The organism is Archangium violaceum, assembly GCF_016859125.1.
GTDB lineage: Bacteria > Myxococcota > Myxococcia > Myxococcales > Myxococcaceae > Archangium > Archangium violaceum_A.
The window spans coordinates 6558240-6585036 of record NZ_CP069338.1 but is presented as its reverse complement, the minus strand read 5'-3'; the positions used below and the strand labels follow the sequence as shown (position 1 = coordinate 6585036).

Genomic DNA, 26797 nt, shown 5'->3' with positions numbered 1-26797 from the left:
GTCGTAGAAGCTCATGGATTTCAGAGCTGCAGAGGAAGCGAATGACGATGGTCCCATTGCAAGGGCTCGAGCGGCTGTTGGAGGCAATCAGGAAGTACAAGATCCAGGTGCGGACGAGCCCTCCGGCAGCCTGTGCTCGGAATCTCGGAGAGCCACTCCTGGGCCGCCCTTTCGATCCGATGCTCGCCGCCTTCTACAATCGACTGGGCGGGCTCTCGTTCCACCTGGATCTGTACATCGCCACCTGTGATGACCAGATGGATGAATTCCTCTTGGAGAACGAGGGCGTGCAGCCCTATTGGCCCGAGCCGTTCCGCACCCTCCTCGTCTTCGGAGGCCAGGAGGCGTTGGCCTATCGCTACGCCACGGTCCCGAGCTTGGCGGATGCGCAGGGCGTCCAACCAGTCGTCGAGGTCGACCCCTACGAGGACATCTACGCGCTCCCCATTGCATCCAACGTGGACCGCTTCTTCGACGCCTACACCCGCTACCTGGAGTTCATCTACGAAACACCCGAGCTCCGGGATGACCCTGATGCACGCCCCACCTTTCCGCGCGGCGTGCCGGAGATCATCGCCGCCGACCGGACGCTGGTGCGTATGCTGGAGGAAGGGCGCTTCGACCCCCTGCTGTTCCAACCTGAAATCCAGACCGAGGAGACACTCGAGTATCTCCGGGGGTGGGTGGCGAAGCTCCTCCGGGCCGCAGCGGGATAGGGGCGCACTTGAACCCCTCTTCTGGCAACACCGCGCGGGCTCGGGGCCCGGTTATGCTCGGGCACATGACACGAGACCTCTGGTTCCATGGCCGCTCCTGGCGACTGCCGCGATCCCTGTGCCGCGCCCTGCTCGTCCTCGCACTCGGGCCCCTGGGCCTCCAAGCGCGGGCTGCCTCCGCGCCGTCCGAGGTCTCCGCCCCGTCCCGCTCGCCATTCGTCCGCGCCTGCGCCGCGCTCGAATCCGGAAACCTGGACGGCGCGGCGAGCGACATCCTCACGCTGCGCCAGCTCCTTCCCGAGCGCCCCGAGCCGCGCCTGCTGCAGTCACTCCTCGACCTCAGGCGCACCCGGCCCGAGCTCGGCTGGCGCGACGCCTTCCTCCAGGCCTGGAATGACATCGGCCGACCCGACTTCAGGGACTCGCCCCTGCTCGAGGAGGACCCGGAGCCCGCCGCCACGGGCCCCAGCCCCGAGCAGGTCTGGCGGCGAGAGCTTTCGGCCGAGCAGCGCTTCGTGCTCGCCCTCTCCATGAGTCCGGATGCGGAGCGCGCCCGAGCCCTCTTCCAGCAGCTCCCCGAGTCCGCGCCCCCCGAGCTGCTCGTCGCCGCCGTCGAGTACCTCGAGCGCGACAAGCTGCCCGCCCCGCTGCGCGCCCGGTCCCGGAGCGCCCTGCGCGCCCGCCTCGCAACGCTCTCCGCACAGCACCCGGAGCCCATACTGCTTCGCGCCCTGCTCCTGCTGGAAGGGACCGACGCCAAGGCCCCCTTCACGCCCCGGGAGCTCCAGGAGCTCGAGGCCCTCTCGCAGCTCCCCGACTGGCGCCAGACCGGGTTCCTCTCGCTCTACCGGTACGCGCTCGGCCACCTGGAGGCCACCGGGGTTTCCGTCCCGAAGAACCACGCGTACACGCTCGCCGTCATGTCGCTGGTCAGCCCCGTGCCCGTGCTGCTCCAGCGCCGCACCGAGGCCTCGCGCGACGCGCTCACTCCCGCCGAGCGCCAGCGCCTGGCCGAAGCACTCTGGCGCATCGGCTCGCGCATCTCCGAAGAGTCCTCCATCGTCGAGCGATTCGTGGGCCTCTCGCTCATGAAGAAGGCCGCCACCGAGCTGGGGGACGACGCCCGCCTCCTGCAGGCCACGGAGGTGCTCGACGAGGAGCGAGCCGCCTACGCGGCCTTGGAGAGCGCGGCCACCACGCGCTGGCCCCTGCCCTCCCTGCGGCAAGCGATGATCGACTCCTCCATGAGCGATGAGGCTGCGCACATGCACGCGTTCCGAGCCCCCAGGGCTGGCGCGCGATAGGTCTGAGAGGGACGCAGTCGAGGTCGCGCTTGGAACCATGGTCATGGCAGCAGGCGAGGCCTTCGTCCCCACTCGCGCGCACTAATCCGGGCTCGAAAATGAAATACGCTCCCAACTTCGACGTCGACTCCATTCTCGACACCCTGCGCGCCATCAACGCGAAATACCAAGAAGGCTCACCAGAAGACGAATCAATCCGAGTCGCCGCAGTGGCGCTGTTTTACGTCCGTGAGAACCAACAGCTAGATGACTATCGCGAGTTCTTTCGGAAGTTCTACACACCCGCCGTTGACTACATAGTGCCCTCCCAAACGTTTTCGATGAGAGCGGATGCAGACGAATGGCTCTCCAGCGGGAAGGCAAAAGAAGGAGATCTCGTCAGAATCGCTGGAGAGGGTTTTCGTGTCATCCCCCAGCGAACCGGGCAGGGGTTGAGGTTTCGCCCGACGCCTCTTCCGGAAGAACTCATGAAAATGAAGCCTCCCGGTTCAGAGTAGGCGCGGAGGGAGAACTACGATTTCGAACGCAGTTGCATTCCCGCTGTTGTTATCCGAGCCACCTCTACCGTCCCGGATCCCTCTGATGCCCCTGCGCTATCCTCGAATTTGCCCCTACGGAATCAAACCTCAACGAACTTCGTTCCCGTGATGCGCTCCTCCTCCATGACTTGCTTGAGGCGCTCCGAAACGAGGAGGGCCACACTCCAACCCCAAGGACGGAAGATGTGGGAGTCGCCCACCTTGCTCGGTTCGATGCGCATGCCCGCAACGACACGGTACTGCCCCACCCTATCGGGGTCTCCATCCTCCAGACGCCAGTAGCGCACCTCTTCGCAACGCGCATCATCAATGCAACGGATGATGCGAAGCGAATTGAGAATGAAGTACGGCTCGGACTGGCCTTCCACCTGTGCGGGAAGGAACTGCACTTGCTGCTGTAGACCCAGGCGTTCACAAAGGGATACGACCCGGCCATGAACCACCGGAATTGTAAGGGTGGTAAAGCTGAAGTCGAGCGCGCTCCCTGGACGAACCTGGTGCAGTACGAGCTTGCCTTCAGGTTTGAGGAGACGACCCTTGTCGAACTGCCAGGGGTCGACCGCCTGTCCATGCGCATCGACGGGATCCGCGAGGACCCAGCGCCCAGGGAGGCGCATGTTACTGAGCAGATCGTAGTATTTCATGAAGCTCCTCCGTCCTGGCTTCAAGTCTTCGTCAACAAACGGTGGAGTCTGGTTCCGGGAGTGCAGACTTCATCTGAAATCCGTTTCAACTCATCCACCAACCTGGCTCGGCACAGTTGCTGGGTCCTACAGTCTTTGATGGCCTCCCTGAGTCGCCTGTGAACCTCCTCGTGATACTCCTCGGGGTGAGGACCTCCGTGGCCCTTCAGGAAGACCTGGTTCTCATCAGCATCCAGGGTCATTCCCGCTTGAGCGAAGATCGCCGTGAACAAGGGTGTCCAGGGACCACCTCTCAAATCAGATATCTCATTCTTGTTCGTAGCGAGGTGATGCCAGGTGAAGCCTGGCACCCTGAGTGAGCCGTCCTTGCAAGCACTGCGAAATACCTGAGCGGTGGTGCCGGCGGATACACCCGCTATTACCAAGGAGCCATCCGCCATGGCATGGACAGACGTGGCCTGAACGGAGACGACCTCGGTCAGTTCCATCCCACCCACCACGGAAAGGCGCCGCTGCTTGAGCCATGCCCAACCCCCGCCTGGAGGCACCCTCGGAAGCCCCTTTGCCACCCCCCAACTCGCCACCATCACCAATATTCGTAAACCCACACCGCCCATTGCCTTGCCAAACCGCTCTGCTGCGGCCTCGATCTCCTTCAGGGTGCGACGACCCTGGGTGTCCTGGTACAGACCCCAGGCGACAACACCCACATGGGCGATTTCCGCGACGGTGAAGACGGAGGCCAGCAGCACCGTGGCGGCCATGGCAAAGCTCTTGGTGAAAATGGGCTCGGGCGCTACCCAGGCGACGAGGTAGACGATCAACGCAATCGCAACTCCCGCGAGAAAGGCGGGGTCATTGAAGAGCGCTTGGGCGGCCTCACGCACGCCCACGGGCATGAACCGGGTGGACAGGCGCAGGGCCATGAACAAGGCACTGTCCTCCAGGCAATCGGGCAGTGGGACCAACGGAGTGCCGTAGCGGGCGATGAACTGCTCGCGCAGGGATTGCTCCCACTGAGTAGACCCTAGCGGACCTGCGCAGCCAGAGAACGAAATCGTCCGCAGGCTCCTGGGCGGATGACTGACCAGGACCGCCCGGAACCCGCGCAGCGCGCTCCGAGCCTCCTCCATGGACATACGTTGTAGAGCCGGCTCCAAGGATAGCGGCGGGGGGACAAGACGGAGCCTACCATCCGGCAGTTGGCTCACCTGCACATCCGGCCCTTTGAAATGGGAGGGAGCGCCGTCAGGAGAGACAACGGGCATCAAGCAGGCCTGAACCAGCAACAGACCCAAGGCGAGAGTCAGACGAAGAACCCGGTCATTTTCCATGAAACCGTCCACTGTCCGCTGCCCTTGGGAGAATGACAGCTCAGCCGCGCTGCGGCCTACGCCTCCGCATTCCTCTAGAGACCTGAAATGGAATGGAAAAAAACCGGGGCCGCTGGGAGGAGAGCGGCCCCGGTGGGGTACGGCAAGACTGCGGAGACTGACTAGAAGATCTCCTCGAGCCACTCGCGCATGCGGCCCTTGACCTTCTTGTAGACGTTCTCCTCGCGGATGCGGAACATCCGCCGATCCAGGTGCTTGGCCCCGTAGACCACCAGGCCCACGCCCGTCGCGTACATCGGGCTCTTCACCACGTCCACCAGCCCGCCAATCCCTCGCGGCATGCCCCGGCGCACCGGCAACCCAATCACTTCCTCGGCCAGCTCCGGCATTCCCGCCAGCAGCGTCGAGCCACCGGTAATCACCACGCCCGAGGCCAGCAGGTCCTCATAGCCGCACTTCTGGATCTCCCGGTGCACGAGCTGGAAGATCTCCTCCACGCGCGGCTCCAGGATCTCACACAGAATCTGCCGCCCGAGCACCCGCGGCTGCCGCCCACCCACGCTCGGCACCTCGATGGTCTCGTCCTTGTTCACCATGGACGCCAGCGCGCAGCCGAACTTCTGCTTGATGCGCTCGGCCTCGTGCGCCGGGGTGCGCAGGCCAATCGCGATGTCGCTCGTCAGGTTGTTGCCGCCCAGCGCAATCACCGCCGTGTGCACGATGGAGCCGCCCGAGAAGATGGCGATGTCCGTCGTGCCCCCGCCGATGTCCACCAGGCACACGCCCAGCTCCTTCTCGTCCTCTCCCAGCACCGCCTCGGCCGACGCGAGCGGCTGCAGCACGATGTCCGCCACGTTCAGGCCCGTGCGGTTGGCGCACTTCACGATGTTCTGCGCGCTCGACACCGCACCCGTCACGATGTGCACCTTCGCCTCCAGGCGCACGCCCGCCATCCCCAGGGGCTCCTTGATGCCGCCCTGGTCGTCGATGATGAACTCCTGCGGCAGGACGTGGATGACCTCCCGGTCCAGCGGGATCGCCACGGCCTTGGCGGCGTCGATGACGCGGGCGATGTCCGCCTCGCGGACCTCCTTGTCCTTCACCGCCACGATTCCCTGCGAATTGAAGCCCTTGATGTGGCCACCGGCGATGCCGGTGTACACGTGGGAGATCTCCGCACCGGCCATCAGCTCGGCCTCCTCCACCGCGCGGCGGATGGAGGACACGGTCGCCTCGATATTGACCACCACGCCCTTGCGGAGGCCCTTCGATGGGTGCGTACCGATGCCGATGATGTCGATTCCGCTGTCGGTCAGCTCGCCGACGATGGCGCAGATCTTCGTCGTGCCGATGTCGAGGCCGACGATGATCTCCCCGGACTTCTGCTTCGCCATGACAACCCTCCCAGGCCCCCCACTCTCGTGAAAGGGGCGCGTTCCTACTGCGAGGCCCCGTTCCTCTCGGAGACAGGGCTCGAAAGCTTCACCGCCACCCAGCCGGGCCGGGCCCGGTTCTCCAGGTGGATGACCTCCGCGGCCAGGCCGCGGGCTCGCAGCTCCTCGCGCACGCGCGAGAGCCGCTGAAGTTTGGCGTCCGTCTCCCCCTCCCCCATCCGCACCTCCATCCCGTCCGCCATCACCAACACCATCCCCTCCGCCACCATCCGCACCTCGCTCAGCCGCTCGCGCTTGCCGGGCTGCGTGGCCGCGTAGGCGTGCGCCACCGCGAGCGCCTGGCGGTAGCGCTCGCGCGTCTTCGCCTCGTCCGCGATGTAGTCCTCCCGGTCCACCCCCGTGACGAGCGGCAGATCCAGCGTGTCCCCGGGCTGCAGCCGCTTGAAGGGCTCGCCGTCCTCGTCCAGCAGGTACAGGTCTCCGAGCACCGCCAGCGCCGCCGGCGCGTGCTCCACCACTTCCACGGACACGCTGGCCGGGAAGTGCCGCCGCACCGCCACCTCGCGCACCCACGGGTGGGTGGACATGGCGCGCTCGAGCGCCCCCACGTCCAGCGCCCACAGGTTCTGCCCCACCGTCAGCCCGGACAGCTTGAGCAGCTCGCCCGGCGTGGCCCGCTGCAGCCCGCTGAAGGTCGTCTCCTTCAGGAGGAAGGTCGGCGAGCTCAGCGCCCAGCGCCGCAGCTCGATGCCGCCCCACACCAAGGCGACTGTCAGACCCGTCAGTAGGATGGCCTTGAGCAGGCCGGGTCCGTGCGTGCGCACGGCTCCCGTCACCGCCTCCTTCGTCTGGGCGGCGTCCTGGCGACGACGGTTCTTGGACTTACCGAATGCCATGGTGTGCGTCGGCGCATGCTGCGCGCGGTTGGATCTCCACGCCAGTTTTTCGCTACAGCGACGTCGCTGTAGCGCCCGGGTCCCGCTGAAGGGACCGGCAAGCCCTCATGATCCTTCGGGGGGTTTTCTCAAGCCTTGAGACTGGCCCCTAGCAGGAGACGCTCGCAGAGGCCAGGAAAGTCGATGCCCCGGCCCGCGGCGATCTTCGGCAGCAGGCTGGACTCGGTCATTCCCGGCAGCGTGTTGATCTCCAGCAGGAAGATGTCCCCGGACGGCGTCAGGATGACGTCCGAGCGGGAACCTCCACTGCACCCGAGCGCACGATGAGCGGCAAGGCAGAGCTGGTTCACACGCTCATACTGATCCTGCGGGAGGGGTGCGGGGAAGAGGTACTGGGTGGTTCCACCGGACTGGTACTTGGCCTGGTAGTCGTAGAACTCACGCGCGGCCACCACCTCGATGACGCCCAGGGCCTCGTTCTCGAGGACGCCGCCCTGCACCTCGCGGCCCTTGACGTACTGCTCCACGAGGATGGAGCCGGCGAGCGTGGAGGCGGCCTCCACGGCGGCGAGGTACTCCTCGCGCGTCTTGCAGATGGCGACGCCCACGCTGCTGCCCTCGCGGGAGGGCTTGACGACGGCGGGGAGGCCGAAGGGCAGCGAGTCCACGGCGGCCCGGGCCTCGTCGGCGCTCTGGAAGGCGCGGTAGGGCGGAGTGGGAATGCCGTGGGCGACGAAGACCTGCTTGGCGAAGACCTTGTCCATGCCCAGGGACGAGGCCATGACGCCGCTGCCCGTGTAGGGGATGAACATGCACTCGAGCAGACCCTGGATGCAGCCGTCCTCGCCGTAGCGGCCGTGGAGGGCGATGAAGGCCACCTCCACCTTCTCCGCCGTGAGGCGCGCGGGCAGGTCCTTGCCCACGTCGATCTCCACCACGTCGTAGCCGAGTCCCCGCAGGGCCTTGGCCACGGCGGCGCCGGTGCGCAGGGACACCTCGCGCTCGGAGGACAGGCCCCCGAGCAGCACTCCCACCTTCTTCCGCTTCAGCTCGTCCTTGGAGAATCCGCTCATGGCAGGAAGACCCCTACACGCTTGACTTCGGGTTGGAGCTCGACCCCCAGCTCCTCCCGCACGCGCGACCGCATGAGGGTGAGGAGGGAGAGGACATCGTGGGCGGTGGCGCCGCCCAGGTTGACGATCCAGTTGGCGTGCAGGGTGGACACCTGCGCGCGGCCGATGACGTGGCCCTTGAGGCCCACGCTCTCGATGAGGCGCCCGGCGAAGTCGCCCGGCGGGTTCGTGAAGACGCTGCCGAAGTTGGGCTGGCTGAGCGGCTGGCTGCGCTTGCGGTAGGCGAGGTCCTCGTCCATGGCCTTCCTGGAGGCCTCGATGTCGCCCTTGCGCAGCAGGAAGCGCACGCGTGTCACCACGCCGCCCGGGGGCAGCTCCGAGTGCCGGTAGCGGTGCGGAATGTCCGCCTTGGAGAGCCACCCGAGCCCGTCCGCGGTGGCCACCTCCACCGCCTCCACCACGCGGAAGCACTCGCCGTTCTTGGTGCCCGCGTTCATGGTGACGGCGCCGCCCAGCGTGCCGGGGATGCCGGCGAGGAACTCGGCGCCCACCAGCCCGTGGGAGCGCATCTGGTTGCAGAGCCGGACGATGGCCGCGCCCGCGCCGAGGGTGAGCCTCCCCTCCTCCGCGCCCACGTCGGCCAGCTCGGGGAACAGGTCCCCCGGCAGCTTCAGGGTGACGCCCGGAATGCCCCCATCGCCCACCAGGGAGTTGGCCCCGCCGCCGAGCACCGTGAGGGGCACGCCCTCCTCGCGCACGAAGCGCAGCAGGGCCACCAGGGCGTCCGGGGAACGCGGGCGCACGAGCGCCTCGGCCGGGCCGCCCACGCGCACACTGGTGAGGGGCGCGAGCGGCGCCCCCGCCGTCACGTCAATACCGGTCAGGCGCCCCAGCCGCTCGGGCAGAGACGATGTGAGGACCGCCGCCATCCGCTAGTCGCCCTTCACCGTGCCGTGCTGCTTGAGCAGCTCGACGAGCTCGGGGCCCACCTGGGTGATGTCACCGGCGCCCAGGGTGACGACGATGTCCCCCTCGCGCAGCCGGGGCAGCAACGTCCGGGCGATGTCCGTGCGCTTCTCCACGAAGGTGACGTCGCGGTGGCCGTGCGCGCGGACGGCGTCGACCAGCGCGTCGCCCGTGGCGCCGGGGATGGGCTCCTCGCCCGCGGCGTAGACACTGGTGATGAAGACGAGGTCCGCGTCGTTGAAGGAGGTGGCGAACTCCTTCAGCAGATCATGGGTGCGCGTGTAGCGGTGGGGCTGGAAGGCCACCACGAGCCGCTTGCCGAAGGCGCGCCGGGCGCCCGCGAGCGTGGCCTGCACCTCGGTGGGGTGGTGCCCGTAGTCGTCCACCACGGTGACGCCGGCCACCTCGCCGCGCACGGTGAAGCGCCGCTGCACGCCGCCGAACTCGGACAGCGCGCTGCGCACCACGTCCAGGGGGATGTCCATCTCCTCGGCCACGGCGATGACGGCCAGGGCGTTGAGGGCGTTGTGCGCGCCCACCATGCGGACGCGGAACTCACCGAGCGGCTCGTCGCGCCGGAAGGCCTCGAAGCGGGTGGTGAAGCCCTCCAGCCGCACGCCCTCCAGCCGGTAGTCCGCCATGTGCGAGCTGCCGTAGGTGACGAAGCGCTTCTCCAGCCCCGGCAGCAGCGACTGCACGTTGGGGTTGTCCAGGCACAGGACGTTGAGGCCGTAGAAGGGCACGCGGTTGCAGAAGGCCGTGAAGGCCTCCTTCAGGTTGTCCAGCGTGCCGTAGTGGTCCATGTGCTCCGGGTCGATGTTGGTGACCACGGAGATGGAGGGGTGCAGGTGCAGGAAGCTGCCGTCGCTCTCGTCGGCCTCCACCACCATCAGCTCGCTCTTGCCCAGCTTGGCGTTGGAGTCGAGCACGTTCACCTTGCCGCCCACCACGGCCGTCGGGTCCAGGCCCGCGGCGGAGAGCACGGTGGCCACCATGGAGGTGGTGGTCGTCTTGCCGTGGCTGCCCGCGACGGCGACGGCGTACTTGAGCCGCATCAGCTCGGCGAGCATCTCCGCGCGGGGGATGACGGGAATCTTCCGCTGGCGCGCGGTGACGACCTCGGGGTTGTCCTTGCGCACCGCCGAGGAGATGACGACCACGTCCGCCTGCACGAGGTTCTCCGCGCGGTGGCCCTCGAAGATGGTGGCGCCCAGCTTCTGCAGACGGCGGGTGATGTCGCTGGCCTTGAGGTCCGAGCCGGACACCCGGTAGCCCTGGTTGAGCAGCACCTCGGCGATGCCGCTCATGCCGATGCCGCCGATGCCCACGAAGTGGACCTGGGCGGCATGGCGCGTCTTGAAGAGGCTCGCGGGCCTGGCGGGGCGGGTGTTCGTCACGGGTGTCGTTCTCCTCAGACCTGCTTCTCGCTGCTGCCACCGGCCTGCGTCTCGCCGCTGCCGCCGGGCTTCTTCTCGCCGTCGTTGGACTTCTTCGGCTTCTTCGGGTTGGGGTCCTCGCCGCGGGCCTCGGCCCGGCCGTAGGGCCCGTACGTCTTCACCATCAGGTCCACCAGCACGTCCGCCAGCTCCTTGGCGGCCTCGGGGCGGCCCAGCAGGCCCGCCTTCTTCTCCATCTGCCGGCGCGCCTCCGGGTTCTCCTTGAGGCGGCGGATCTCCGCGGCCAGCCTCTCCCCCGTCAGCTCCGACTCGCGGAACATGAGCGCCGCGCCGGCCTTCACCAGCGCCTGGGCATTCACCTCCTGGTGGTTGTCCGTGGCGAAGGGGAAGGGAATGAGGATGCTGGCCTTCTTGGCCACCGTCAGCTCGGAGAGCGTGGTGGCGCCCGCCCGGCAGACGACGAGCTCCGCCCTGGCGTACGCGCTGGACATGTCCTCGATGAACTCCACCACCTGGGCCTGGTCGGCGAAGCCCTTGTCCGCGTAGCCCTTGCGCACCGACTCGAGGTCGTTCTTCCCCGTCTGGTGGACGATGTGGAGCTGCTCCTTGATGTCCTGGAGGTGGTCCAGCGCGTCGATCATCCGCTGGTTGATGCCGCGCGCGCCGAGGCTGCCGCCGAAGACGAGCAGGGAGAACTTCTCGTGCGCCACGCGCGAGCGCAGGAAGTTCTCCATCAGCTTGCGGCGGATGGGGTTGCCGACGAGCTGAACCTTGCGCGAGGGGAAGAAGGCGCCCGCCTCCTCGAAGGCGGTGAAGACGACGCGCACGAACCTGCCGAGCAGCTTGTTGGTGAGGCCGGGCAGCGCGTTCTGCTCCTGCACCGCGGTGGGGATGCCCATCAGCGCCGCCGCGAGCACCACGGGCCCGCTGGCGTAGCCACCCACGCCCACCACCACGTCCGGCTTGTGGCGCTGGAGGATGCGGATGGACGCGATGAAGGCCATGGGCAGCGCGAGCAGGCCCTTGATGAGGCCCACGAAGCCCTTGCCCTTGAGGCCCTGCGCCTGGATGAGCTCCAGGGGGTAGCCCTCGCGGGGCACCACGCGGGACTCCAGGCCCCGCTCCGTCCCCACGAACACCACCTGGTTGGCGTGGTGGCGCGTGACGACCTCTTCGGCCAGGGCGATGCCCGGGTACAGATGTCCGCCCGTACCGCCGCCCGCGATGAGCACCTTCACGCCGCCACCTCCCTCATGTCACCGCCGGAGCGCAGGGTCCGGTTGCCAGCGGGTTCCGCGCTGGCACTGAGCGAGAGCAATACACCGGCCGCCCCCATCAACACCACCAGTGAGGTGCCTCCGTAGGAGACGAAGGGAAGCGTCAGTCCTTTAGTCGGCAACAGCCCCATCGCCACGCACATGTTGACAGTGGCTTGAAAGGCGATGATGGACGTGAGGCCCAGGCCCAGGTACGTGCCGAACGTCTCCGGCGCCGCGAGGCTCGCGCGGATGCCGCGCCAGATGACGATGGCGTAGAGCGACACCAGCAGCACCACCCCGAGCAGGCCCAGCTCCTCGCCGATGATGGCGAAGATGAAGTCCGTGTGGGCCTCGGGGAGGAAGAAGAGCTTCTGCCGTCCGTCTCCCAACCCCAGGCCCGTGAGCCCGCCCGAGCCGATGGACATGAGGGACTCGGCCACCTGGTAGCCGATGTCGTGCCGGTGGGCCCACGGGTCCAGGAAGGCCAGCACGCGCTTCATGCGGTAGGGGCTGCTCGCGATGGCCGCGTACGCCAGGGGCAGCGCCAGCAGCACCGAGCCCACCAGGTAGCTCACCTTGGTGCCCGCGGCGAACAGCAGCGCGAAGAGCAGGAACACCAGCAGCACCGAGCTGCCGAAGTCCGGCTGCAGCATGCAAAGGCCCACCAGCAGGCCGCACAGCAGCAGGTGCGGGAGGAAGCCCACGGAGAAGGTGGCCACCTTCTCGCGCTTCTTGGCCAGCGAGTAGGACAGGTAGACGACCCAGGCGACCTTGGCCACCTCGGCCGGCTGCAGGCCGAAGCCCGGGAAGCGGATCCACCGCCGCGCGCCGCCCGCCGTGGTGCCGATGCCCGGGATGAGCACCAGCACCATCAGCACCAGCGTCACCAGCAGCAGCGGGTACGCGAGCCGCGCCAGCCGGCGCCAGCCCACCCTCATCCCCACCGCCATCGCCACCACGCCCATCCCGGCCGCCATCAGCTGCCGGTTGAGGAAGTAGAGGCTGTCGCCCAGCTTGTCCTGCGCCATGACGGCGCTCGCCGAGTACACCATCACCAGGCCGAGCGACACGAGCGACAGCACGGCGCACAGGAGCAGCGAGTCGAACCGTACCGGGGCCGCGGAGGGAGCAGTGGTCGCCTTCATGGACTCAGAGTTCCCTCACGAGGCGTTTGAACGTGTCGCCCCGGTGCTCGAAGTTCTGGAACTGATCGTAGGACGCACACGCTGGCGACAAAAGTACAGTGTCACCAGACTTTGCCAGGACCCTGGCCCGCCGTACAGCTTCGTCGAGCGTTCCGCAGGCGTACACGGGCGCGCTTCCCTCGTAGGCGCGGGCAATCGTCTCCGCGTCCTGGCCGATGGTGAGCACACCCTTCACCATGCCGCGGCCCTCGTCCACCAAGGGCGCGTAGGGGGCGCCCTTGCCCTTGCCACCGGCGATGAGGAGCACGTCCTTCTGGAAGGCGCGCAGGGCCACCAGCACGGAGTCCACGTTGGTGGCCTTGGAGTCGTTCACCCACTCCACGCCGTCCAGCACGCGCACGCTCTCCAGCCGGTGGGGAAGACCCGGGTAGCTGTCCAGCCCGGCCTGCACCGCCTCGTGCGGCACGCCGGCCAGCCGCGCCAGCAGCGCCGCCGCCATCGCGTTCTGCGCGTTGTGGCCTCCCCGCAGCGCGCGGTTGGTGAGGGTGAAGGACTCGCCCTTCTCCCCCGCCCCCTCGAAGCGGAAGCCGCCCGGCTGCGCCACCGCCATGCCGGCCAGCCTGGGAGCCGCGGCCACCGGACGCCCGGTGAGGCTGAAGCCGTAGACGGGCACCTTCGCGGCCTCGACCAGCCGCATCACGTCCGCGTCGTCCGCGTTCACCACGGTGAAGTCGCCCTGGGCCTGGTTGCGGAAGATGCGGGCCTTGGCCGCGCCATAGGCCGCGTGGCTCTCGTACCGGTCGATGTGGTCCGGCGTGAGGTTGAGGAGGGTGGAGCCGAGCGGCTTCAGCGTGTCGATGCCCTCGAGCTGGAAGCTGGAGAGCTCCACCACCAGTGCCTCCCACTCACCGGGAGACAGGGCCGCCTCGGCCAGCGGACGCCCGAGGTTGCCACCCACGAAGGTGCGCTTGCCGCTGCTCGAGAAGAGCTCCCCGGTGAGCGCCGTGGTGGTGCTCTTGCCGTTGGTGCCGGTGATGCCGATGAGCGGCAGGTGCGAGAGGTAGCGCCAGGCCAGCTCCACCTCGCCCCAGACGGGCACGCCCGCGGCGCGCGCCTTCTGAATCTCCGGCAGCGCCAGCGGCACACCCGGGCTCACCACCACGAGCCGCTGCGACTCCAGCAGCCCCGGCGGCGTGGGCCCGGAGACGAGCGTCACGCCCAGGGCCTTCAGCTCGTGTGCCGTCTCGCCCAGCGCCTCCTCGGTACGGGCGTCCAGCGCCGTCACCCGCGCGCCCTTCGCCCGCAGCAGGCGGATGGCGGCCAGCCCGCTCTTGGCGAGCCCGTACACCACTACCTTCCAGTCCTTCAGGTCGGGCGTCATGCGCACCACCCTCCACGGCCTACCGCAGCTTGAGCGACAGCAGCGCCACGCCTCCGCAGAGGATGGCGACGATCCAGAAGCGGACGATGATCTTCGGCTCGGCGATGCCCTTGAGCTCGAAGTGGTGGTGCACCGGCGCCATCTTGAAGACGCGCTTGCCGGTGAGCTTGAAGGACGTCACCTGGATCATCACGCTGAGGATCTCCGCGAAGAAGACCCCGTGGATGATGGCGGACACCACCTCGTTCTTGGACAGCACCGCCAGTCCACCGAGCGCGCCGCCCAGCGCGAGCGAGCCGATGTCGCCCATGAAGACGGAGGCCGGGTAGGCGTTGAACCAGAGGAAGGAGATGCCCGCGCCCACGATGCTGGCGCAGAAGACGGCCAGCTCCGAGCCGCCGGGCACCTCGGGGACGCCCAGGTAGCTCCACAGGGGCTCACCCACCACGCGCGCCACGCCCTCCACCGTCTCCACGGTGGCGATGCGCGTCGCGGAGCCCGCCGCGTAGCAGAGGATGGTGAAGGTGCTGGCCGCGATGATGGTGGGCATGATGGCCAGGCCGTCCAGGCCGTCCGTGAGGTTGACGGCGTTGGAGGTCCCCACCACCACCACCCACGCGAACACCACGTAGAACCAGCCGAAGTCCGGGTTGAACCGGTGCGTGGGCACGAAGGGCAGCGTCAGCTTCGTGTCGAGGAGCAGGTGCGGCCCGGTGAAGGAACCATCCGGCCCCGTCCACGTACACATGAGCCCGAAGACGGCCAGCAGGTAGAAGACCGTCTGGAGAATCATCTTGTACCGGCCGGCCAGTCCCTTGGAGTTGCGCTTGGACAGCTTCAGCCAGTCGTCCAGGAAGCCGATGAAGCCGTAGCCCAGCGTGAGCAGCAGCGCCGCCCACACCGCGCGGCTCCTCAGGTCCGCGAAGACGAAGGTGCCCACCGCGATGCACAGCAGGATGAGCGCGCCCCCCATGGTGGGCGTGCCCTTCTTCTTCTGGTGGGTGTCCGGCGTGTCCTCGCGCACGTTGCTCTGACCGTGCTGCTTGAGACGCAGCCGCGCGATGAGCCTCGGGCCGATGAACATGCCCAGCAGCAGCGAGGCCACCGCCGCCGCGACGATCCGGAAGGTGGGGTAGCGCAGGAAGTTCAGCAGCCGTCCCGCTTCCGTGTCCTTGATCCACTCGTAGATGAGGAGCAGCACCTAGTGGCTTCCTCCAGGCGCGGCGGCACCGGTGAGGCCCGCCACGACCCGTTCGAGCCGCATGCCACGGCTCCCCTTGACCAACACCACGTCCCCTGCCTTCAGCCGCGGCATCAACCAGGCCAGCAGCGGCTCCACCTCGGTGAAGTGCGCCGCGTTGCCACCCAGCCCCGCCGCCTCATGACCCTTGAGCGAACGCGGCCCGAAGAACGCCACGAGCTGCGCCTTGCCACCGGCGAGCGCGCCGAGCTGCGCGTGCTCCTCCAGCTCACCGGGCCCCAGCTCCAGCATGTCCCCGAGCACCGCCACCGCCCGGCCACCGGGCTGCACCAGCGAGCGCAGCGTGTCCAGCGCGGCGCCCATGGAGGCGGGGTTCGCGTTGTAGCAATCGTCCACCACGGTGGTGCCGTGCAGGCCATCCACCACGTTGAGCCGGCGCGCGTACGGCCTCGCCGCCTCCAGTCCCTTCACGCACTCCTCGGGGGAGTACCCGAGCGCCACCGCCAGCGCGAAGGCGCCCGTGGCGTTGAGGGCGTTGTGCTCGCCGATGAAGGACAGCTTCACCGGCCAGTCCCTGCCCGCGTGGTGCACGGTGATGAGCAGCCCTTCCCTGCCCCGCGGCGTCACCTGCGCGAGCCGCACGTCCGCGCTCGCGGAGCGTCCGAAGGTGAGCTTCTTCGCCCGGCTGCGAGCGGCCTGCCCGGGGATGAGCGCGTCATCCACGTTCACCACCGCCACGGCCTCGGGCGGAAGCTCGCGGAACATCTCGCCCTCGGCCTCGGCCACACCCTCGATGCTGCCCAGGCCCTCCAGGTGCTCGGGCTGCACCACGGTGATGAGGCCCGCGTCCGGACGGACCACCCGGGTGAGCCGGGTGATCTCTCCGGGCTGGTTCATCCCCGTCTCGATGACGGCCGCCACGTGCGAGGACTCCAGGCGGAAGAGCGTGAGGGGAACGCCCACCTCGTTGTTGAGGTTGCCCTCCGTCTTCAGCGCCGGGCCGCGCGTGGCGAGGATGGCCCCCACCATCTCCTTGGTGGTCGTCTTCCCGTTGGAGCCACCCACGGCCCCCACCGGAATCCGGAAGCGCTCGCGGTGCGCGTGCCCCAGGGCGCCGAGCGACGCCAGGGTGTCCTCCACCTCGTAGAGGGCCAGGCCCTCGGGGAGCTGGGGGAGCGCCCGGCCCTTCTTCACCACCGCCCCGGCCGCGCCACCGCTGGCGGCCTGGGCGAGGAAGTCGTGCGCGTCGAAGCGCTCACCCTGGAGCGCCACGAAGAGACACCCGGGCACCAGGGCCCGGGTATCGGTGCAGACGGCCGGGAACTCCGCCGCCGGCTTGCCACCGCGCCGGGTCGCCCCGGTCGCCTGCACCACCTGCTCATCCGTGAATCGTGCGGCCATGGAGGCTCAGCGGTTCTCTCAGGTGCGGATGGCGAGCGCTCGGGCCGCGACCTCGCGGTCATCGAAGGCGCGCTTCTCGGTACCGATGATCTGGTACGTCTCGTGCCCCTTGCCGGCGATGAGGACCACGTCGTCCTCCTTGCCCAGCGAGATGGCCGTCTCGATGGCGGCCTTGCGATCCACGTCCACCAGGTAGCCCTTCTCACCGCTCTTCGCCTTGCCGGCGGAGATGCGGCGCAGGCCCCCCTTCTCCAGGCCCGGGGTCACCTGGGAGATGATCTCCTCCGGGTCCTCGGTGCGCGGGTTGTCGCTCGTCACCACCGCGAGATCCGCGCTCTCGGCCGCCGCGCTGCCCATGAGCGGACGCTTGCCCGCGTCACGCTCACCGCCGCAGCCGAACACCACGATGACACGGCCCTTGGCCATGGTCCGCGCCGCCTCGAGCGCGCGCTTGAGCGCGTCGTCGGTGTGCGCGTAGTCCACGAACACCGCGGGCGCCTGCGCGGGCCCGTGGTTCTCCACCCGCTCCATGCGACCGGGCACGCCGGCCATGCGCTCGATGCCGAGCTGCACGTCCTTGCGCCGCGCGAAGCCCGCGCCCAGCGCCAGACCGGCCGCCGCGAGGATGTTCTCCAGGTTGTGCGCCCCGAGCAGCCGGCTCTTCACCGGGATGTCGCCGGCGGGCGTCTTCAGCACGCCCTTGATTCCCTGCAGGGAGAAGGACACGTCCGCGGAGGAGATCTCCCCGTTGCCCTGGCGGCTGAACTTCCACGCCATGCGCTTCTGGCCACGCAGCTCGTTGTAGATGCGGGTGGCGTAGGTGTCATCACCGTTGACCACCGCCACGCCGCCCTGCGCGAGGTTCTCCACGAAGAGCTTGCGCTTGGCCTGGAAGTACTCCTCCAGGTCCTTGTGGTAGTCGAGGTGATCCCTCGTCAGGTTGGTGAAGGCAGCGGCCTTGAAGGTGATGCCGTGCACACGCTCCTGCAGCAGCGCGTGGCTGGACACCTCCATCACCACCGTCTCCACGCCCGCGTCCACCATCTCCTTGAGGATGCGGTGCAACTCCAGCGGCTCCGGCGTCGTGTGGGCCGTGGGGTGGAACTGACCGCCCACCTTGTAGCCCAGCGTGCCGATGACCCCCGTGGAGGAATAGGCCGCGGTGGCCATCGCCTCGAGCAGATAGGTGGTGGTCGTCTTGCCGTTGGTGCCAGTCACTCCGAGCAGGGTGAGCTTGTCGGCGGGCCGGCCATGGAAGTTGGCCGCGATGATCGCCAGCGCCTTCCGGGCATTGGACACCTTGAAGAAGGGCACCTGTGAGGACAGGGCCTTCTCCGACACCACGGCCACGGCACCACGGGAGACAGCCTCGCCCACGAACTGGGCGCCATCCTCCTTCGTGCCCGGCACGGCGACGAACAGGTCGCCCGGCTTCACCTTACGCGAGTCCTGCGACACCCCCGTCACGTCGACCGGGGTCCGGCCGCCCGAGGTCTGCTCGGCACCACACCCTGCGAGGACATCCGTCAGCTTCATCGTTTCCCCTTCACATGCTTCCGCAAGCGCGAGGCCGAGCTCCGGTGCGGCCTCATTGCCGCGTTGCCAGCTCGAGCGTCACCCGCGCACCCTTCTCCACCAGCGAACCGGCGGCGGGACTCTGCGATACGACGCGTCCACTACCCAACAATTGAGGCTCCAGGGCCGCGGAGAGCAGCTTCGTCACCGCCTCACGACCCGCCTGACCCACGACATCCGGAACGCGGACGGAGCCAGGCTCCACGTTCTCGGTAATGGCTTCCTCCACCACGGACCGGACAGTCTCCGCCTTCGAGGGAGGCTGGGCCGCCGCCACCGGCAGGGCGGTGGACGGCAGCGGGACCTCGCGCGAGGGCGGCACGGCCAGATGGGCCATGGCTGCGGTAGCGATTTCCTTGAAGGCGGGAGCGGCCACCAATCCCCCGTACACGTCCGTCTTGGGCTCGTCCACAATCACGAGAATGACGGCGCGGGGATTTTCGGCTGGCAACACGCCCACGAAGGAGGCGAGCCGCTTGTCGGAGTACCCCCGGGCCACCGGATCCGCCTTCTGGGCGGTGCCCGTCTTGCCGGCCACCCGGTAGTCCTCCATGGCGGCCTTGGGAGCGGTCCCCCCCTTGGCCACCACGCTCTCGAGCATGGAGATGACCTTCCGGGCCGTCGCGGCCGAGACGACCTGGCGCACCTCGGTGGGCCGGTTCTCCAGCAACACCACCCCGTCCGGGTCCACCACCCTGGAGACGAGGTAGGGGCGCATCAGGACGCCGTCATTGGCCAGCGCGCCCCAGGCGGCGGCCATCTGCACCGCGGTGGCCGTCATGCCCTGGCCGAAGGACTGCGTGGCCAGCGACACCTCCGCCTTGGGGAAGGGAATGGAGCCCCGGGCCTCACCGGGCAGCGCCAGCCCGGTGCGCTCGCCGAAGCCGAAGTCATGGTAGGCCTTCACCAGCCGCTCGCGTCCCAGCTGCTGGGCAATCTTGGCCGAGCAGATGTTGGAGGACACCTGCAGCACGCCCTGCGTGGTGAGCCAGCCGTACTGGTGGGTGTCGTGGATGGTGTGCCTGCCGATGTTCCACGCACCGTTCTCGCAGAAGAAGGTGTCCTCCGGCTTGATGGCCTTGTGCTCCAGCGCGGCGGCCACGACGAAGGCCTTCATCGTCGAGCCGGGCTCGAGGGAGTCGAGCGCGGCGCGGTTGCGCATGCTGGCCCGCGCCTCCTTCTCCGGCGTGTTGGGGTTGAAGCGCGGGTGGTTGGCGATGGCCAGGATCTCCCCCGTCTTCGGGTCCAACACGATGGCCATGCCCGCCACCCCCTTGGAATCCTCCACCGCGCGGCTCAGGGCCTTCTCGGTGACGTACTGGAGGTGCCGGTCGATGGTGAGGGTGACGGAGGCGCCCTGGCGCTCCAGGGTGTCCGGGGCCCCGGTGACGAGCAGCTTGCGGCCCTTGGCGTCGCGGAAGCCGGACAGGCGCGAGTTCTGCCCGGACAGCTCGTCCTGGAAGGCCAGCTCCAGGCCCTCCAGGCCATGCCCGTCCAACCCCACCATGCCCACCACGTGCGCGGCCAGTTCCTTCTGCGGGTAGAAGCGCTTGGGCTCCTTGGTGAAGCCGAACCCCGGCAGCCCCAGGGCCTTCACCGCCGCCACCTCGCGGGGCGTCACCTGACGCTTCACCCAGGCGAAGCGCCTGGCGCGCGTGAGCCGGGCCTGCAGGTCCTCCACGTCCAGCCTCAACGCCCGGGCCAGCGCCCGCGAGGCCTGCTTCACGTCCGGCAGCATGGACGGATCCACCCAGATGGAGTCCACCTCCACGCTCTGGGCCAGGGGCGTGCCACGGCGATCGAAGATGTCGCCCCGGCGGGCGGGGATTTCAATCTGACGGACGTACTGATCCTGGGCGAGCCCGCGCAGCTTGTCCCGCTCGAACACCTGCAGGAACACGGCGCGGCCGAACGCGGCCAGCAACAGGGCGACGAAGAAGCAGGCCAGCAGCTTCACCCTCAGCCGCAGCCACTTCCCATTGGGCTCCGGGGCCCGCGCCGTCTTGAAATCCCTCACCGCGCGCCCTCCTCAGCGAGATCCGCCGCGCTCCGCCACGCGCACGGCGCGCGAGTCGCGGGCCTCGGCACGAGCGTTGCGTTTGGCGCCCGGCAGCCGCGGGGGCAGGGCGATGACGACCGGCCCCGAGGGCATGGCCATGCCGAGCTTCTCGCGCGCCAGCTTCTCCAGCCGCGCCGGGCTCTTGAGCGTGGCGAGCTCCAGCTTCAGCCTGTCGTTCTCCCGGGTGAGGGCACGCTCCTCGGCCTCGGCCCTGGAGAGGCGGTAGCCCATGTCCACCACCAGCACGCGGCTCGTCACGTGGAGGATGCCCACGGCGGCGAAGAGGGCGAAGAGGAACACCGCGGGGAGCAGGTGCAGCAGCACCCGGCCCACCGACACTCCACTCCCACCGGCACGAGAGACTGACTTGCTGCGGTTCATCGGACTTTCTCCACCACGCGCAGGTGCGCGCTGCGGGAACGGGGGTTGGCGGCGATCTCCTCGTCCGAGGCCGCGATGGCCTTGCGCGTCACCAGGGCGAAATCCCCCTGGCCGCCACAGGCGCACACCGGAAGCCCGGGAGGGCACTTGCAGGAACCCGCCAGGTCCCGGAAGGCCTCCTTCACCCTCCGGTCCTCGAGCGAGTGGAACGAGATGACGGCGGCGCGGCCCCCCACCTTCAGCAGCCGGGGCAGCGCGGCGAGCAGCGATTCCAGGGACTCCAGCTCCTGGTTCACCGCCATGCGCAGGGCCTGGAAGGTGCGGGTGGCCACGTGAATCTTGTTCGGCCAGGCCTTGCGGGGCACGGCGCGCTTGACGGCCTCGGCGGCCTCCAGGGTGCGCGTGGGCAGCGAGCGCTTGAGCTCCCGGGCGATGGGCCTCGCGAAGGGCTCCTCGCCGTACTCCTTGAGGATGCGGATGAGCTCCGCCTCGTCCTCCTGGGCGATGAGCTCGGCGGCGGTGCGGCCCGTGTCGCCCATGCGCATGTCCAGGGGCCCGTCCTTCTGGAAGGAGAAGCCGCGCTCGGCCACGTCGAGCTGGGGTGAGGACACGCCCAGGTCCACCAGCACGCCATCCACCGGCAGCACGTCCGCGGCCACGTCGAGCAGCTCCCCGAAGTTGCCCTGCCGGGCGCTGAAGGCCGGGTAGCCCGCGAGCCGGGCGCGAGCGGCCCCGAGCGCAACCGGATCCCGGTCCACCCCGAGCACGGTCGCACCCCGGGCGAGGAGCGCCTGCGTGTGGCCACCGCCACCCAGTGTGCCGTCGATGATCACCTTCCCCGCTCCCGGTCGAAGGGCGTCCACCGTTTCGTCGAGGAGGACGGTCTGGTGGCTGAAGTCAGCCAAGGGGCGCCCACATCAAACGAAGGGAGCCCGCGCGAGCGCGAAGGCGGCCCGGGCATCGTTCATATGCGGGTAGAGCTCGAAGACGTCGTGAGCGCCCGCGGCCCGGAAGATGGCGGCCAGGTAGGGGGACAGGCCGGACAGCTTGATGTCACCCCCGGCCTTGCGGAAGGCCTCGGCGCGGGCCACCAGGGGCTTCACCCCGCGGTAGTCCAGGTGGCTCACCTCGCTGAAGTCCAGCACCACGTTGCGCAGGCCCCGCTGCATGCGGCTCCCGAGCTCCTCGCAGACCTGGGTGAGGTCCTTCTCCAGAAGCTCCCCCTCGAGCATGAGGGTCTCCACGCGCCCACTGGATACCGCGCGAACGCCCTGTGCTTCGGCTGCCTGGTTCATGTCGCCACCTTCCCGGCTTTCCTGCTTCGCGTCGAAAATTCGGACTGCTACTGGCGCAACTCGGTGAGCACGCGCATGACATCCGCGCTGGAGGCTTCCTTGCGGGCCTCCTCCTGGGCCTTCGCCCACCCGTCACGGCTCCACAGCTCGATCACCTTCACCATCCCCGCCCACACCACGTCCTTGTCCAACCCCGCGTGGGCGCGCAGCGACGGCGGAATCAGCACGCGCCCCAGCTTGTCCAGCGGACACTCCTGCGCGCTCGCCACGTAGAGCCGCATGAGCGTCTTCACCCCCGGCTCCATCGGGTTGCGTTTGGCGAGAGCCGCCTCGAGCTGCTCCCACTCGCGCACCGGATAGGCGTGGAGACAGGGATCCAACGCCGTCGTGATGATGAGCCGCTCGTCATACGAACCCACGAGCGTCTCGCGCAGCCGTGCCGGGAGGCTGGTGCGCCCCTTCGCGTCGATCTGGTGCTCATAGACGCCTCGGAACACGCGGAGAGGTCCACCCTGTCAGCCCGGCCGATCCACATTACGCCACCCCTTCCCACTCCGATCCACTTGGGCGGCGGAAAATACGCGCGGCCCCCTACCCGGTCAAGAAATGCAACAGGCGCGTACAGACCCGTGTCTCTCAGCGGGAACATGGGCCCGGGGTGGAAGTGGGAAGAAGTGGAACGCCGGACGCGGCATTGACCCTGGAGAAGGGCCTCGGCATAACTCCGCCGCCGAGCGCCCCAGCGGGGCCTCTCACGCCTCGCGTCAAGGCCGGTGGGCGAGGCACTCCCTGGAATCAGAGGTGTACGCATGACCCGCTTCACTCGTCTGACGATGCTCTCCGCGATGACCCTGGGCCTGGCGGCCTGTGGAGGCGCGAAGCTCGGTGGTGGCAAGGAGGGCGCGGCCCAGGCGGCCTTCCAGGCCTCGCAGCCCGCGGGGCGTGGCAGCAAGACCGGGCAGTCCCTGGTGGAGAAGGCCCTGGCCAGCGGCGCCACCAGCCTCACCCTCACCGCCGACTGCGCCCGGGGCGGCACGGCGAGCCTGAAGCTGGACGCGAGCGCCAACCGGCTGGACGGCCTGTTGAGCTACAGCATCACCTACGACGCCTGTAACGAAGACGGGCAGAACGAGTACAACGGCACCATGGCGACCGCGCTGGGCTTCACCCTCGACCCGCGGTCCCCCGCCGGCGCGTTCACCATCTCGATGAAGGGCAAGCTGACCATCGACGGGGAGATCTCCGACTTCATCGACGTCGACGCGAAGCTGAACATGGACTTCGCCGCGACCTCGCTCCACACCGGCAGCGTGAAGCTGGTGGTGGACGGCACCATCGAGACCTCGGATGGCAAGTTCACCTACTCCCACGAGACCGTGGCCATCACCGCCGGCGAGCTGCCGAAGGCCTAGCCGCCCACCCGCTCCGTATTTCCGAGGCCGGACTTCCAGTTTGGAGGCCCGGCCTTGCTTTTGGCTTATGATCCATCCGCCCAGTCCATCCAGGGGAGCACCACAGCCATGAGCCAGACCGCGACGAACCGAGCCCAGGGTGAGGTCCGCCTCAAGGTGGCCTACAAGAAACCAGAGGCGCTGCTGAGCGAGTACACGCGCAGCATCGGCCGGGGAGGCGTGACGCTGCAGACGCGCAAGAGCCTGCCGGTGGGCACGCGCTTCGTCTTCGAGCTGCACAACCCCGGGGTGGCCACGCCCGTGGAGGTGGTGGGCGAGGTGGTGCGGGTGACGCCGCAGCCCGACGGGCGCCACATGATCACCGTGAAGTACGACCCGGGCCAGGACCGTGGCGGACTCGACGCGGTGCTGCAGCGTGTCTTCGACATGCAGGCGTTCGAGAAGCTGCGCCGCTACCCGCGCATCCCGCTGCACCTGCCGGCCATGGAGGAGGACACGCCCTTCGCGCCGCCCTTCTTCGTGCGCGACCTGTCGCGCGGAGGCGTGGGCCTCGAGGTGGAGGCGCCCGTGCTGCCGGCCTCGGTGAAGGTGGGCATGCCCTTCCTCCTGGAGATGGAGCTGACGCTGGGCACGCTCATGCTGCACGGCGATGTGGCGTGGACGTCCGCTGGTGGGCCCGAGGTGCTGCCCACCTTCGGCGTCAACTTCGGCACCCTGCGCCCGGACACGGTGGAGCGGCTGGAGAAGCTGCTGTCGCTGGAGTCCATGCCTCCCCCACCCTGGCGCGCCCGCATCTGCTTCGGCATGGATGCGGTGATGCGGATGCCCTGAGCCCGCTCCTTCGACAGCCTCCAGTTGTGCCACCGCACCGGGCAGGGTATGGCGCGGTGCACCAGGGCGGCCGTCGCGGCAGGCCCGCCCCATCTCAACCGAGTCGGACTCGCGGAGGACGTGACGACATGAAGCTGAGCTGGAACGTGCTGGGAGTGATGGTACTGGGACTGGGGCTCGTGGGCTGTGGCGCGACGGTGGGCGATGCCTGCACCACGGACGAGGACTGCGGAGACAAGGGCTTCTGCATCAACAACCGCGACTACACCCCGGGCGGCTACTGCTCGCAGTCCTGCGTGCCCGGCAAGGATGATACCTGTCCCTCGGGCAGCACCTGCGTGAGCGAGGGAGCCTCCAACGACGTGTCGGCCTGCTTCCGCAAGTGTTCGTCGCCGGACGATTGCCGGACCGGCTACCGCTGCGTGGGCGGCTTCAAGGGCAACCCCAACTCCGTCTGCGTCGCCGAGGGCTGAGCCCTTACCGTCCCGCCGGAGCTCCGGCCACGGAGGGAGCGCGGGGCGTCGGATAGACGAAGCAGAGTGTCTCGAAGAGCGGCTCGCCGGGCGCCACGTACACCCCGCTGAGCGCCCGCGCGGCCTGGGCCAGCTCCATGCCGAAGGACGGCACGAGGCAGATGTCCTCGGACGTGGTGAAGCGGCCCTTCAGCTTCCCGAGCCCCGTGCGCAGCGTGGCGATGTCCTGTCTTCCACCTCGCACGGGAACGGAGGGCCCATTGGCATCGGGCCCCGGCAGCTTCCCCACGCTGGTGGTGAGCTCGAAGCCATCCTGGCGCTGGATGATGCGCAGCTTGCCGGGGGCCACCTCGGCGAGCCAGGCCTGGAAGCCCTGTTCGTCGCGCAGCACCAACGGATAGGCGACCGGCGCATCCGGGTGCCGCAGCCACACCTCGCTCGCGGACTCTCGCAGGACGGCGAGCAACTCGGACGTCTGCGCGAGGAACGTGTCCGCGTCGGGAACGAGCAGCACCCCCTGCCCCTTCACGCGCTCGCGCAGCCGGACCTGGTCCTCGGAGCGCGAGGGCACGAACCGCTCCTCGCCGAGCCGCACGGACTCTCCCGCCAGCTCCACCCGCAGCGCCTTGCCCGGCACGGGCTCGCCGTACACCTCGGCCGGAGCCACCTGGAAGCGCGCGTCCTCCCCCGCGCCACCACCGCCCGTCTCCGCGACGACCCTCGGGAGCGGCGGAGGCGTGAGCGACGAGAGCGGCTCGACCGGTCTGTCCTCCTTCTTACAACCCACGACCAGCACCACGGCCGTCAGCAGAAGCCGTTTCGTTCTCATGCGCATCGCGGCCGGATGATACCCGCACGAGAGGGCACCCGGGACTTCTGGCGGCACGGACCTGTTACGTCCTGTAGCGGAAACACGCCCCCTCTTTCCCTCCAGCCCCCGAGAACCCGCCTGGTCGGATGCTCGAATCCCTGGAGACCGGACATGCTTCGCTGGTAAGTCGTGGCATCCGAAGAGGGTTGATGCTACGACCCTCTCTGCTCTCACGTTCACTGAGGGGGACATGCCAGAAGGCTCCGCGTCACTCCAGCTCGCGGTTGGCGACCGGGTGGTCTACCCCAACCAGGGCGTCTGTCGCGTCTCGGCCATCGATGTGAAGGAGGTGGCTGGACAGAAGCTCACCTTCGTCACCATGCGCCGGGAAGAGGATGGGGCGGTGGTGATGGTGCCCCAGGCCAAGGTGATATCCATCGGCGTCCGCAAGGTCGCGGGCCCCGAGGACGTCACCCAGGTCTTCGACTTCCTGCGCTCCGACAGCGACAAGGCGGACCTGGACTGGAAGCTGCGCGCCCGGACCAACCAGGACCGCATGGCGCAAGGCGGACTGTTGGGTCTGGCCGAGGTCGTCAAGGGACTCCAGGTGCTCAGCGAGCTGCGCCCGCTGCCCACCAAGGAGCGCGAGTTGTACGACAACGCGCGCCACCTGCTGGTGTCCGAGATGGCCGCCGCACTCGGCATCTCCGAGTGCAACGCCGAGGACAGCATCGACCTGGTCCTCTTCCCGCCCGGCCGCGAGCGCCCCAAGCGAACCGCCGCCGAGTTCAAGGCCCGCGACGAGGGCGACGAGGATCTCGGGCTGGACGCCGACCTCATCGGGCTCGACTCCGAGCTGGACCTGCCTCCGGACGAGGAGGAGGCGCCCCCGGAGGAGGAGGAGACCTCCGAGGAGGCCGGTGACGAGGAGGGTGAGGAGGGCGAGCCCAGGGCCCGCAAGAAGGCCGCGGCCATGCCCGCCGAGGGTGGCGCCGACGCCGCGCCCAAGAAGCGGGGCCGTCCGCCCAAGCCCAAGCCCGAGGGTGCCGAGGCCGCTCCCGCCGCGCCCAAGAAGCGGGGCCGTCCGCCCAAGCCCAAGCCCGAGGGCGCCGAGGCCGCTCCCGCCGCGCCCAAGAAGCGCGGCCGTCCACCCAAGCCCAAGCCCGAGGGCGCCGAGGCCGCCGCACCCAAGAAGCGCGGCCGCCCGCCCAAGGCGAAGCCTCCCGAGACCGAGGAGGCCGATATGAATGATGCCGACCTCGATGAGGACATCGGGGCCGATGAGTGACACCCGTCTTCCGAGGTGACGC

26 protein-coding genes are annotated in these 26797 nt (G+C 68.7%); 7 read left to right on the top strand and 19 right to left on the bottom strand.

Annotated features, from left to right (window positions below; all coding sequences use genetic code 11):
• The first annotated feature begins 47 nt into the window (after nucleotides 1-47).
• The 3 genes from JQX13_RS28200 (at nucleotide 48) to JQX13_RS28190 (ending at nucleotide 2517) form a co-directional block, all read left to right on the top strand.
• The gene (locus tag JQX13_RS28200; RefSeq protein ID WP_203402578.1) at nucleotides 48-716 is read left to right on the top strand and encodes a hypothetical protein; all 669 of its coding nucleotides are present in this window, start codon (nucleotides 48-50) and stop codon (nucleotides 714-716) included.
• Between the two features lie 65 nt (nucleotides 717-781).
• Complete coding sequence (locus tag JQX13_RS28195; protein ID WP_203402577.1) at nucleotides 782-2020, top strand: hypothetical protein; 1239 nt, start codon at nucleotides 782-784, stop codon at nucleotides 2018-2020.
• Between the two features lie 98 nt (nucleotides 2021-2118).
• Nucleotides 2119-2517 (top strand): hypothetical protein, encoded by a 399-nt coding sequence (locus tag JQX13_RS28190; protein WP_203402576.1) that lies wholly within the window; start codon nucleotides 2119-2121, stop codon nucleotides 2515-2517.
• A 122-nt stretch (nucleotides 2518-2639) separates the two neighbouring features.
• On the opposite strand, the gene JQX13_RS28185 is transcribed toward JQX13_RS28190, so the two are convergent.
• The 18 genes from JQX13_RS28185 to mraZ all read right to left on the bottom strand — a co-directional run bounded on the left by JQX13_RS28185 (nucleotide 2640) and on the right by mraZ (nucleotide 22457).
• Nucleotides 2640-3203 (bottom strand): imm11 family protein, encoded by a 564-nt coding sequence (locus tag JQX13_RS28185; RefSeq protein WP_239013904.1) that lies wholly within the window; start codon nucleotides 3201-3203, stop codon nucleotides 2640-2642.
• A 20-nt stretch (nucleotides 3204-3223) separates the two neighbouring features.
• Nucleotides 3224-4129 (bottom strand): AHH domain-containing protein, encoded by a 906-nt coding sequence (locus JQX13_RS28180; RefSeq protein WP_239015368.1) that lies wholly within the window; start codon nucleotides 4127-4129, stop codon nucleotides 3224-3226.
• A gap of 569 nt (nucleotides 4130-4698) precedes the next feature.
• On the bottom strand, nucleotides 4699-5931 hold the full coding sequence (gene ftsA / locus JQX13_RS28175; RefSeq protein WP_203402574.1) for a cell division protein FtsA: 1233 nt from the start codon (nucleotides 5929-5931) through the stop codon (nucleotides 4699-4701).
• Between the two features lie 44 nt (nucleotides 5932-5975).
• Nucleotides 5976-6827, bottom strand: coding sequence for a cell division protein FtsQ/DivIB (locus JQX13_RS28170; RefSeq protein WP_203402573.1), 852 nt, complete (start codon nucleotides 6825-6827; stop codon nucleotides 5976-5978).
• A gap of 128 nt (nucleotides 6828-6955) precedes the next feature.
• The gene (locus tag JQX13_RS28165; RefSeq protein WP_203402572.1) at nucleotides 6956-7900 is read right to left on the bottom strand and encodes a D-alanine--D-alanine ligase; all 945 of its coding nucleotides are present in this window, start codon (nucleotides 7898-7900) and stop codon (nucleotides 6956-6958) included.
• On the bottom strand, nucleotides 7897-8829 hold the full coding sequence (murB, locus tag JQX13_RS28160; RefSeq protein WP_203402571.1) for a UDP-N-acetylmuramate dehydrogenase: 933 nt from the start codon (nucleotides 8827-8829) through the stop codon (nucleotides 7897-7899). The genes JQX13_RS28165 and murB overlap by 4 nt, the downstream gene beginning before the upstream one ends.
• 3 nt (nucleotides 8830-8832) lie before the next feature.
• A complete protein-coding gene (murC, locus tag JQX13_RS28155) occupies nucleotides 8833-10263 on the bottom strand; it encodes a UDP-N-acetylmuramate--L-alanine ligase (RefSeq protein WP_203402570.1) in 1431 nt (476 codons plus the stop codon).
• 14 nt (nucleotides 10264-10277) lie between these two features.
• On the bottom strand, nucleotides 10278-11501 hold the full coding sequence (murG, locus tag JQX13_RS28150; RefSeq protein ID WP_203402569.1) for an undecaprenyldiphospho-muramoylpentapeptide beta-N-acetylglucosaminyltransferase: 1224 nt from the start codon (nucleotides 11499-11501) through the stop codon (nucleotides 10278-10280).
• Nucleotides 11498-12667: a putative lipid II flippase FtsW gene (gene ftsW / locus JQX13_RS28145; RefSeq protein ID WP_203402568.1), complete on the bottom strand. Its 1170-nt coding sequence runs from the start codon at nucleotides 12665-12667 to the stop codon at nucleotides 11498-11500. Before ftsW ends, murG begins: the two co-directional genes overlap by 4 nt.
• Before the next feature lie 4 nt (nucleotides 12668-12671).
• Entirely contained in the window at nucleotides 12672-14048 is a 1377-nt protein-coding gene (murD, locus tag JQX13_RS28140) for a UDP-N-acetylmuramoyl-L-alanine--D-glutamate ligase (protein WP_203402567.1), read from the bottom strand.
• Between the two features lie 19 nt (nucleotides 14049-14067).
• The gene (mraY, locus tag JQX13_RS28135; RefSeq protein WP_203402566.1) at nucleotides 14068-15249 is read right to left on the bottom strand and encodes a phospho-N-acetylmuramoyl-pentapeptide-transferase; all 1182 of its coding nucleotides are present in this window, start codon (nucleotides 15247-15249) and stop codon (nucleotides 14068-14070) included.
• Complete coding sequence (locus JQX13_RS28130) at nucleotides 15250-16650, bottom strand: UDP-N-acetylmuramoyl-tripeptide--D-alanyl-D-alanine ligase (protein WP_203402565.1); 1401 nt, start codon at nucleotides 16648-16650, stop codon at nucleotides 15250-15252.
• An 18-nt stretch (nucleotides 16651-16668) separates the two neighbouring features.
• A complete protein-coding gene (locus JQX13_RS28125; RefSeq protein WP_203402564.1) occupies nucleotides 16669-18186 on the bottom strand; it encodes a UDP-N-acetylmuramoyl-L-alanyl-D-glutamate--2,6-diaminopimelate ligase in 1518 nt (505 codons plus the stop codon).
• A gap of 52 nt (nucleotides 18187-18238) precedes the next feature.
• Nucleotides 18239-20242: a penicillin-binding protein gene (locus tag JQX13_RS28120; RefSeq protein ID WP_203402563.1), complete on the bottom strand. Its 2004-nt coding sequence runs from the start codon at nucleotides 20240-20242 to the stop codon at nucleotides 18239-18241.
• 12 nt (nucleotides 20243-20254) lie between these two features.
• Nucleotides 20255-20665, bottom strand: a complete 411-nt coding sequence (gene ftsL / locus JQX13_RS28115) for a cell division protein FtsL (RefSeq protein WP_203402562.1) — start codon at nucleotides 20663-20665, stop codon at nucleotides 20255-20257.
• Complete coding sequence (gene rsmH, locus JQX13_RS28110) at nucleotides 20662-21570, bottom strand: 16S rRNA (cytosine(1402)-N(4))-methyltransferase RsmH (protein WP_203402561.1); 909 nt, start codon at nucleotides 21568-21570, stop codon at nucleotides 20662-20664. The genes ftsL and rsmH overlap by 4 nt, the downstream gene beginning before the upstream one ends.
• A 12-nt stretch (nucleotides 21571-21582) precedes the next feature.
• Nucleotides 21583-21960, bottom strand: coding sequence for an STAS domain-containing protein (locus JQX13_RS28105; protein WP_203402560.1), 378 nt, complete (start codon nucleotides 21958-21960; stop codon nucleotides 21583-21585).
• Nucleotides 21961-22007: 47 nt separating this feature from the next.
• Nucleotides 22008-22457 (bottom strand): division/cell wall cluster transcriptional repressor MraZ, encoded by a 450-nt coding sequence (gene mraZ, locus JQX13_RS28100; protein WP_203402559.1) that lies wholly within the window; start codon nucleotides 22455-22457, stop codon nucleotides 22008-22010.
• 312 nt (nucleotides 22458-22769) lie between these two features.
• On the opposite strand from mraZ, the gene JQX13_RS28095 reads away from it, so the two are divergent.
• The 3 genes from JQX13_RS28095 to JQX13_RS28085 all read left to right on the top strand — a co-directional run bounded on the left by JQX13_RS28095 (nucleotide 22770) and on the right by JQX13_RS28085 (nucleotide 24676).
• Nucleotides 22770-23372: a hypothetical protein gene (locus JQX13_RS28095; RefSeq protein WP_203402558.1), complete on the top strand. Its 603-nt coding sequence runs from the start codon at nucleotides 22770-22772 to the stop codon at nucleotides 23370-23372.
• A gap of 108 nt (nucleotides 23373-23480) precedes the next feature.
• Nucleotides 23481-24203, top strand: coding sequence for a PilZ domain-containing protein (locus JQX13_RS28090; RefSeq protein ID WP_203402557.1), 723 nt, complete (start codon nucleotides 23481-23483; stop codon nucleotides 24201-24203).
• Between the two features lie 128 nt (nucleotides 24204-24331).
• Nucleotides 24332-24676, top strand: coding sequence for a hypothetical protein (locus tag JQX13_RS28085; RefSeq protein ID WP_203402556.1), 345 nt, complete (start codon nucleotides 24332-24334; stop codon nucleotides 24674-24676).
• Nucleotides 24677-24680: 4 nt separating this feature from the next.
• Here the strand turns inward: JQX13_RS28085 and JQX13_RS28080 are convergent, their stop codons facing one another.
• Nucleotides 24681-25505, bottom strand: a complete 825-nt coding sequence (locus JQX13_RS28080; protein WP_203402555.1) for a hypothetical protein — start codon at nucleotides 25503-25505, stop codon at nucleotides 24681-24683.
• Between the two features lie 232 nt (nucleotides 25506-25737).
• On the opposite strand from JQX13_RS28080, the gene JQX13_RS28075 reads away from it, so the two are divergent.
• On the top strand, nucleotides 25738-26775 hold the full coding sequence (locus JQX13_RS28075) for a CarD family transcriptional regulator (protein ID WP_203402554.1): 1038 nt from the start codon (nucleotides 25738-25740) through the stop codon (nucleotides 26773-26775).
• The last annotated feature ends 22 nt before the right edge of the window (nucleotides 26776-26797 follow it).

Excerpts from the sequence above, each read along its gene's own strand:
- ftsW (WP_203402568.1), bottom strand. The coding sequence starts at position 12,667 with ATGAAGGCGACCACTGCTCCCTCCGCGGCCCCGGTACGGTTCGACTCG.
- JQX13_RS28200 (WP_203402578.1), top strand. The coding sequence starts at position 48 with ATGGTCCCATTGCAAGGGCTCGAGCGGCTGTTGGAGGCAATCAGGAAG.
- JQX13_RS28125 (WP_203402564.1), bottom strand. The coding sequence starts at position 18,186 with ATGAAGCTGACGGATGTCCTCGCAGGGTGTGGTGCCGAGCAGACCTCG.
- murB (WP_203402571.1), bottom strand. The coding sequence starts at position 8,829 with ATGGCGGCGGTCCTCACATCGTCTCTGCCCGAGCGGCTGGGGCGCCTG.
- JQX13_RS28075 (WP_203402554.1), top strand. The coding sequence starts at position 25,738 with ATGCCAGAAGGCTCCGCGTCACTCCAGCTCGCGGTTGGCGACCGGGTG.
- JQX13_RS28085 (WP_203402556.1), top strand. The coding sequence starts at position 24,332 with ATGAAGCTGAGCTGGAACGTGCTGGGAGTGATGGTACTGGGACTGGGG.
- ftsL (WP_203402562.1), bottom strand. The coding sequence starts at position 20,665 with ATGAACCGCAGCAAGTCAGTCTCTCGTGCCGGTGGGAGTGGAGTGTCG.
- JQX13_RS28095 (WP_203402558.1), top strand. The coding sequence starts at position 22,770 with ATGACCCGCTTCACTCGTCTGACGATGCTCTCCGCGATGACCCTGGGC.
- murD (WP_203402567.1), bottom strand. The coding sequence starts at position 14,048 with ATGACGCCCGACCTGAAGGACTGGAAGGTAGTGGTGTACGGGCTCGCC.
- JQX13_RS28180 (WP_239015368.1), bottom strand. The coding sequence starts at position 4,129 with ATGGCCCTGCGCCTGTCCACCCGGTTCATGCCCGTGGGCGTGCGTGAG.
- ftsA (WP_203402574.1), bottom strand. The coding sequence starts at position 5,931 with ATGGCGAAGCAGAAGTCCGGGGAGATCATCGTCGGCCTCGACATCGGC.
- JQX13_RS28195 (WP_203402577.1), top strand. The coding sequence starts at position 782 with ATGACACGAGACCTCTGGTTCCATGGCCGCTCCTGGCGACTGCCGCGA.
- JQX13_RS28105 (WP_203402560.1), bottom strand. The coding sequence starts at position 21,960 with ATGAACCAGGCAGCCGAAGCACAGGGCGTTCGCGCGGTATCCAGTGGG.
- JQX13_RS28130 (WP_203402565.1), bottom strand. The coding sequence starts at position 16,650 with ATGGCCGCACGATTCACGGATGAGCAGGTGGTGCAGGCGACCGGGGCG.
- JQX13_RS28090 (WP_203402557.1), top strand. The coding sequence starts at position 23,481 with ATGAGCCAGACCGCGACGAACCGAGCCCAGGGTGAGGTCCGCCTCAAG.
- JQX13_RS28080 (WP_203402555.1), bottom strand. The coding sequence starts at position 25,505 with ATGAGAACGAAACGGCTTCTGCTGACGGCCGTGGTGCTGGTCGTGGGT.
- JQX13_RS28170 (WP_203402573.1), bottom strand. The coding sequence starts at position 6,827 with ATGGCATTCGGTAAGTCCAAGAACCGTCGTCGCCAGGACGCCGCCCAG.
- JQX13_RS28190 (WP_203402576.1), top strand. The coding sequence starts at position 2,119 with ATGAAATACGCTCCCAACTTCGACGTCGACTCCATTCTCGACACCCTG.
- JQX13_RS28165 (WP_203402572.1), bottom strand. The coding sequence starts at position 7,900 with ATGAGCGGATTCTCCAAGGACGAGCTGAAGCGGAAGAAGGTGGGAGTG.
- JQX13_RS28185 (WP_239013904.1), bottom strand. The coding sequence starts at position 3,203 with ATGAAATACTACGATCTGCTCAGTAACATGCGCCTCCCTGGGCGCTGG.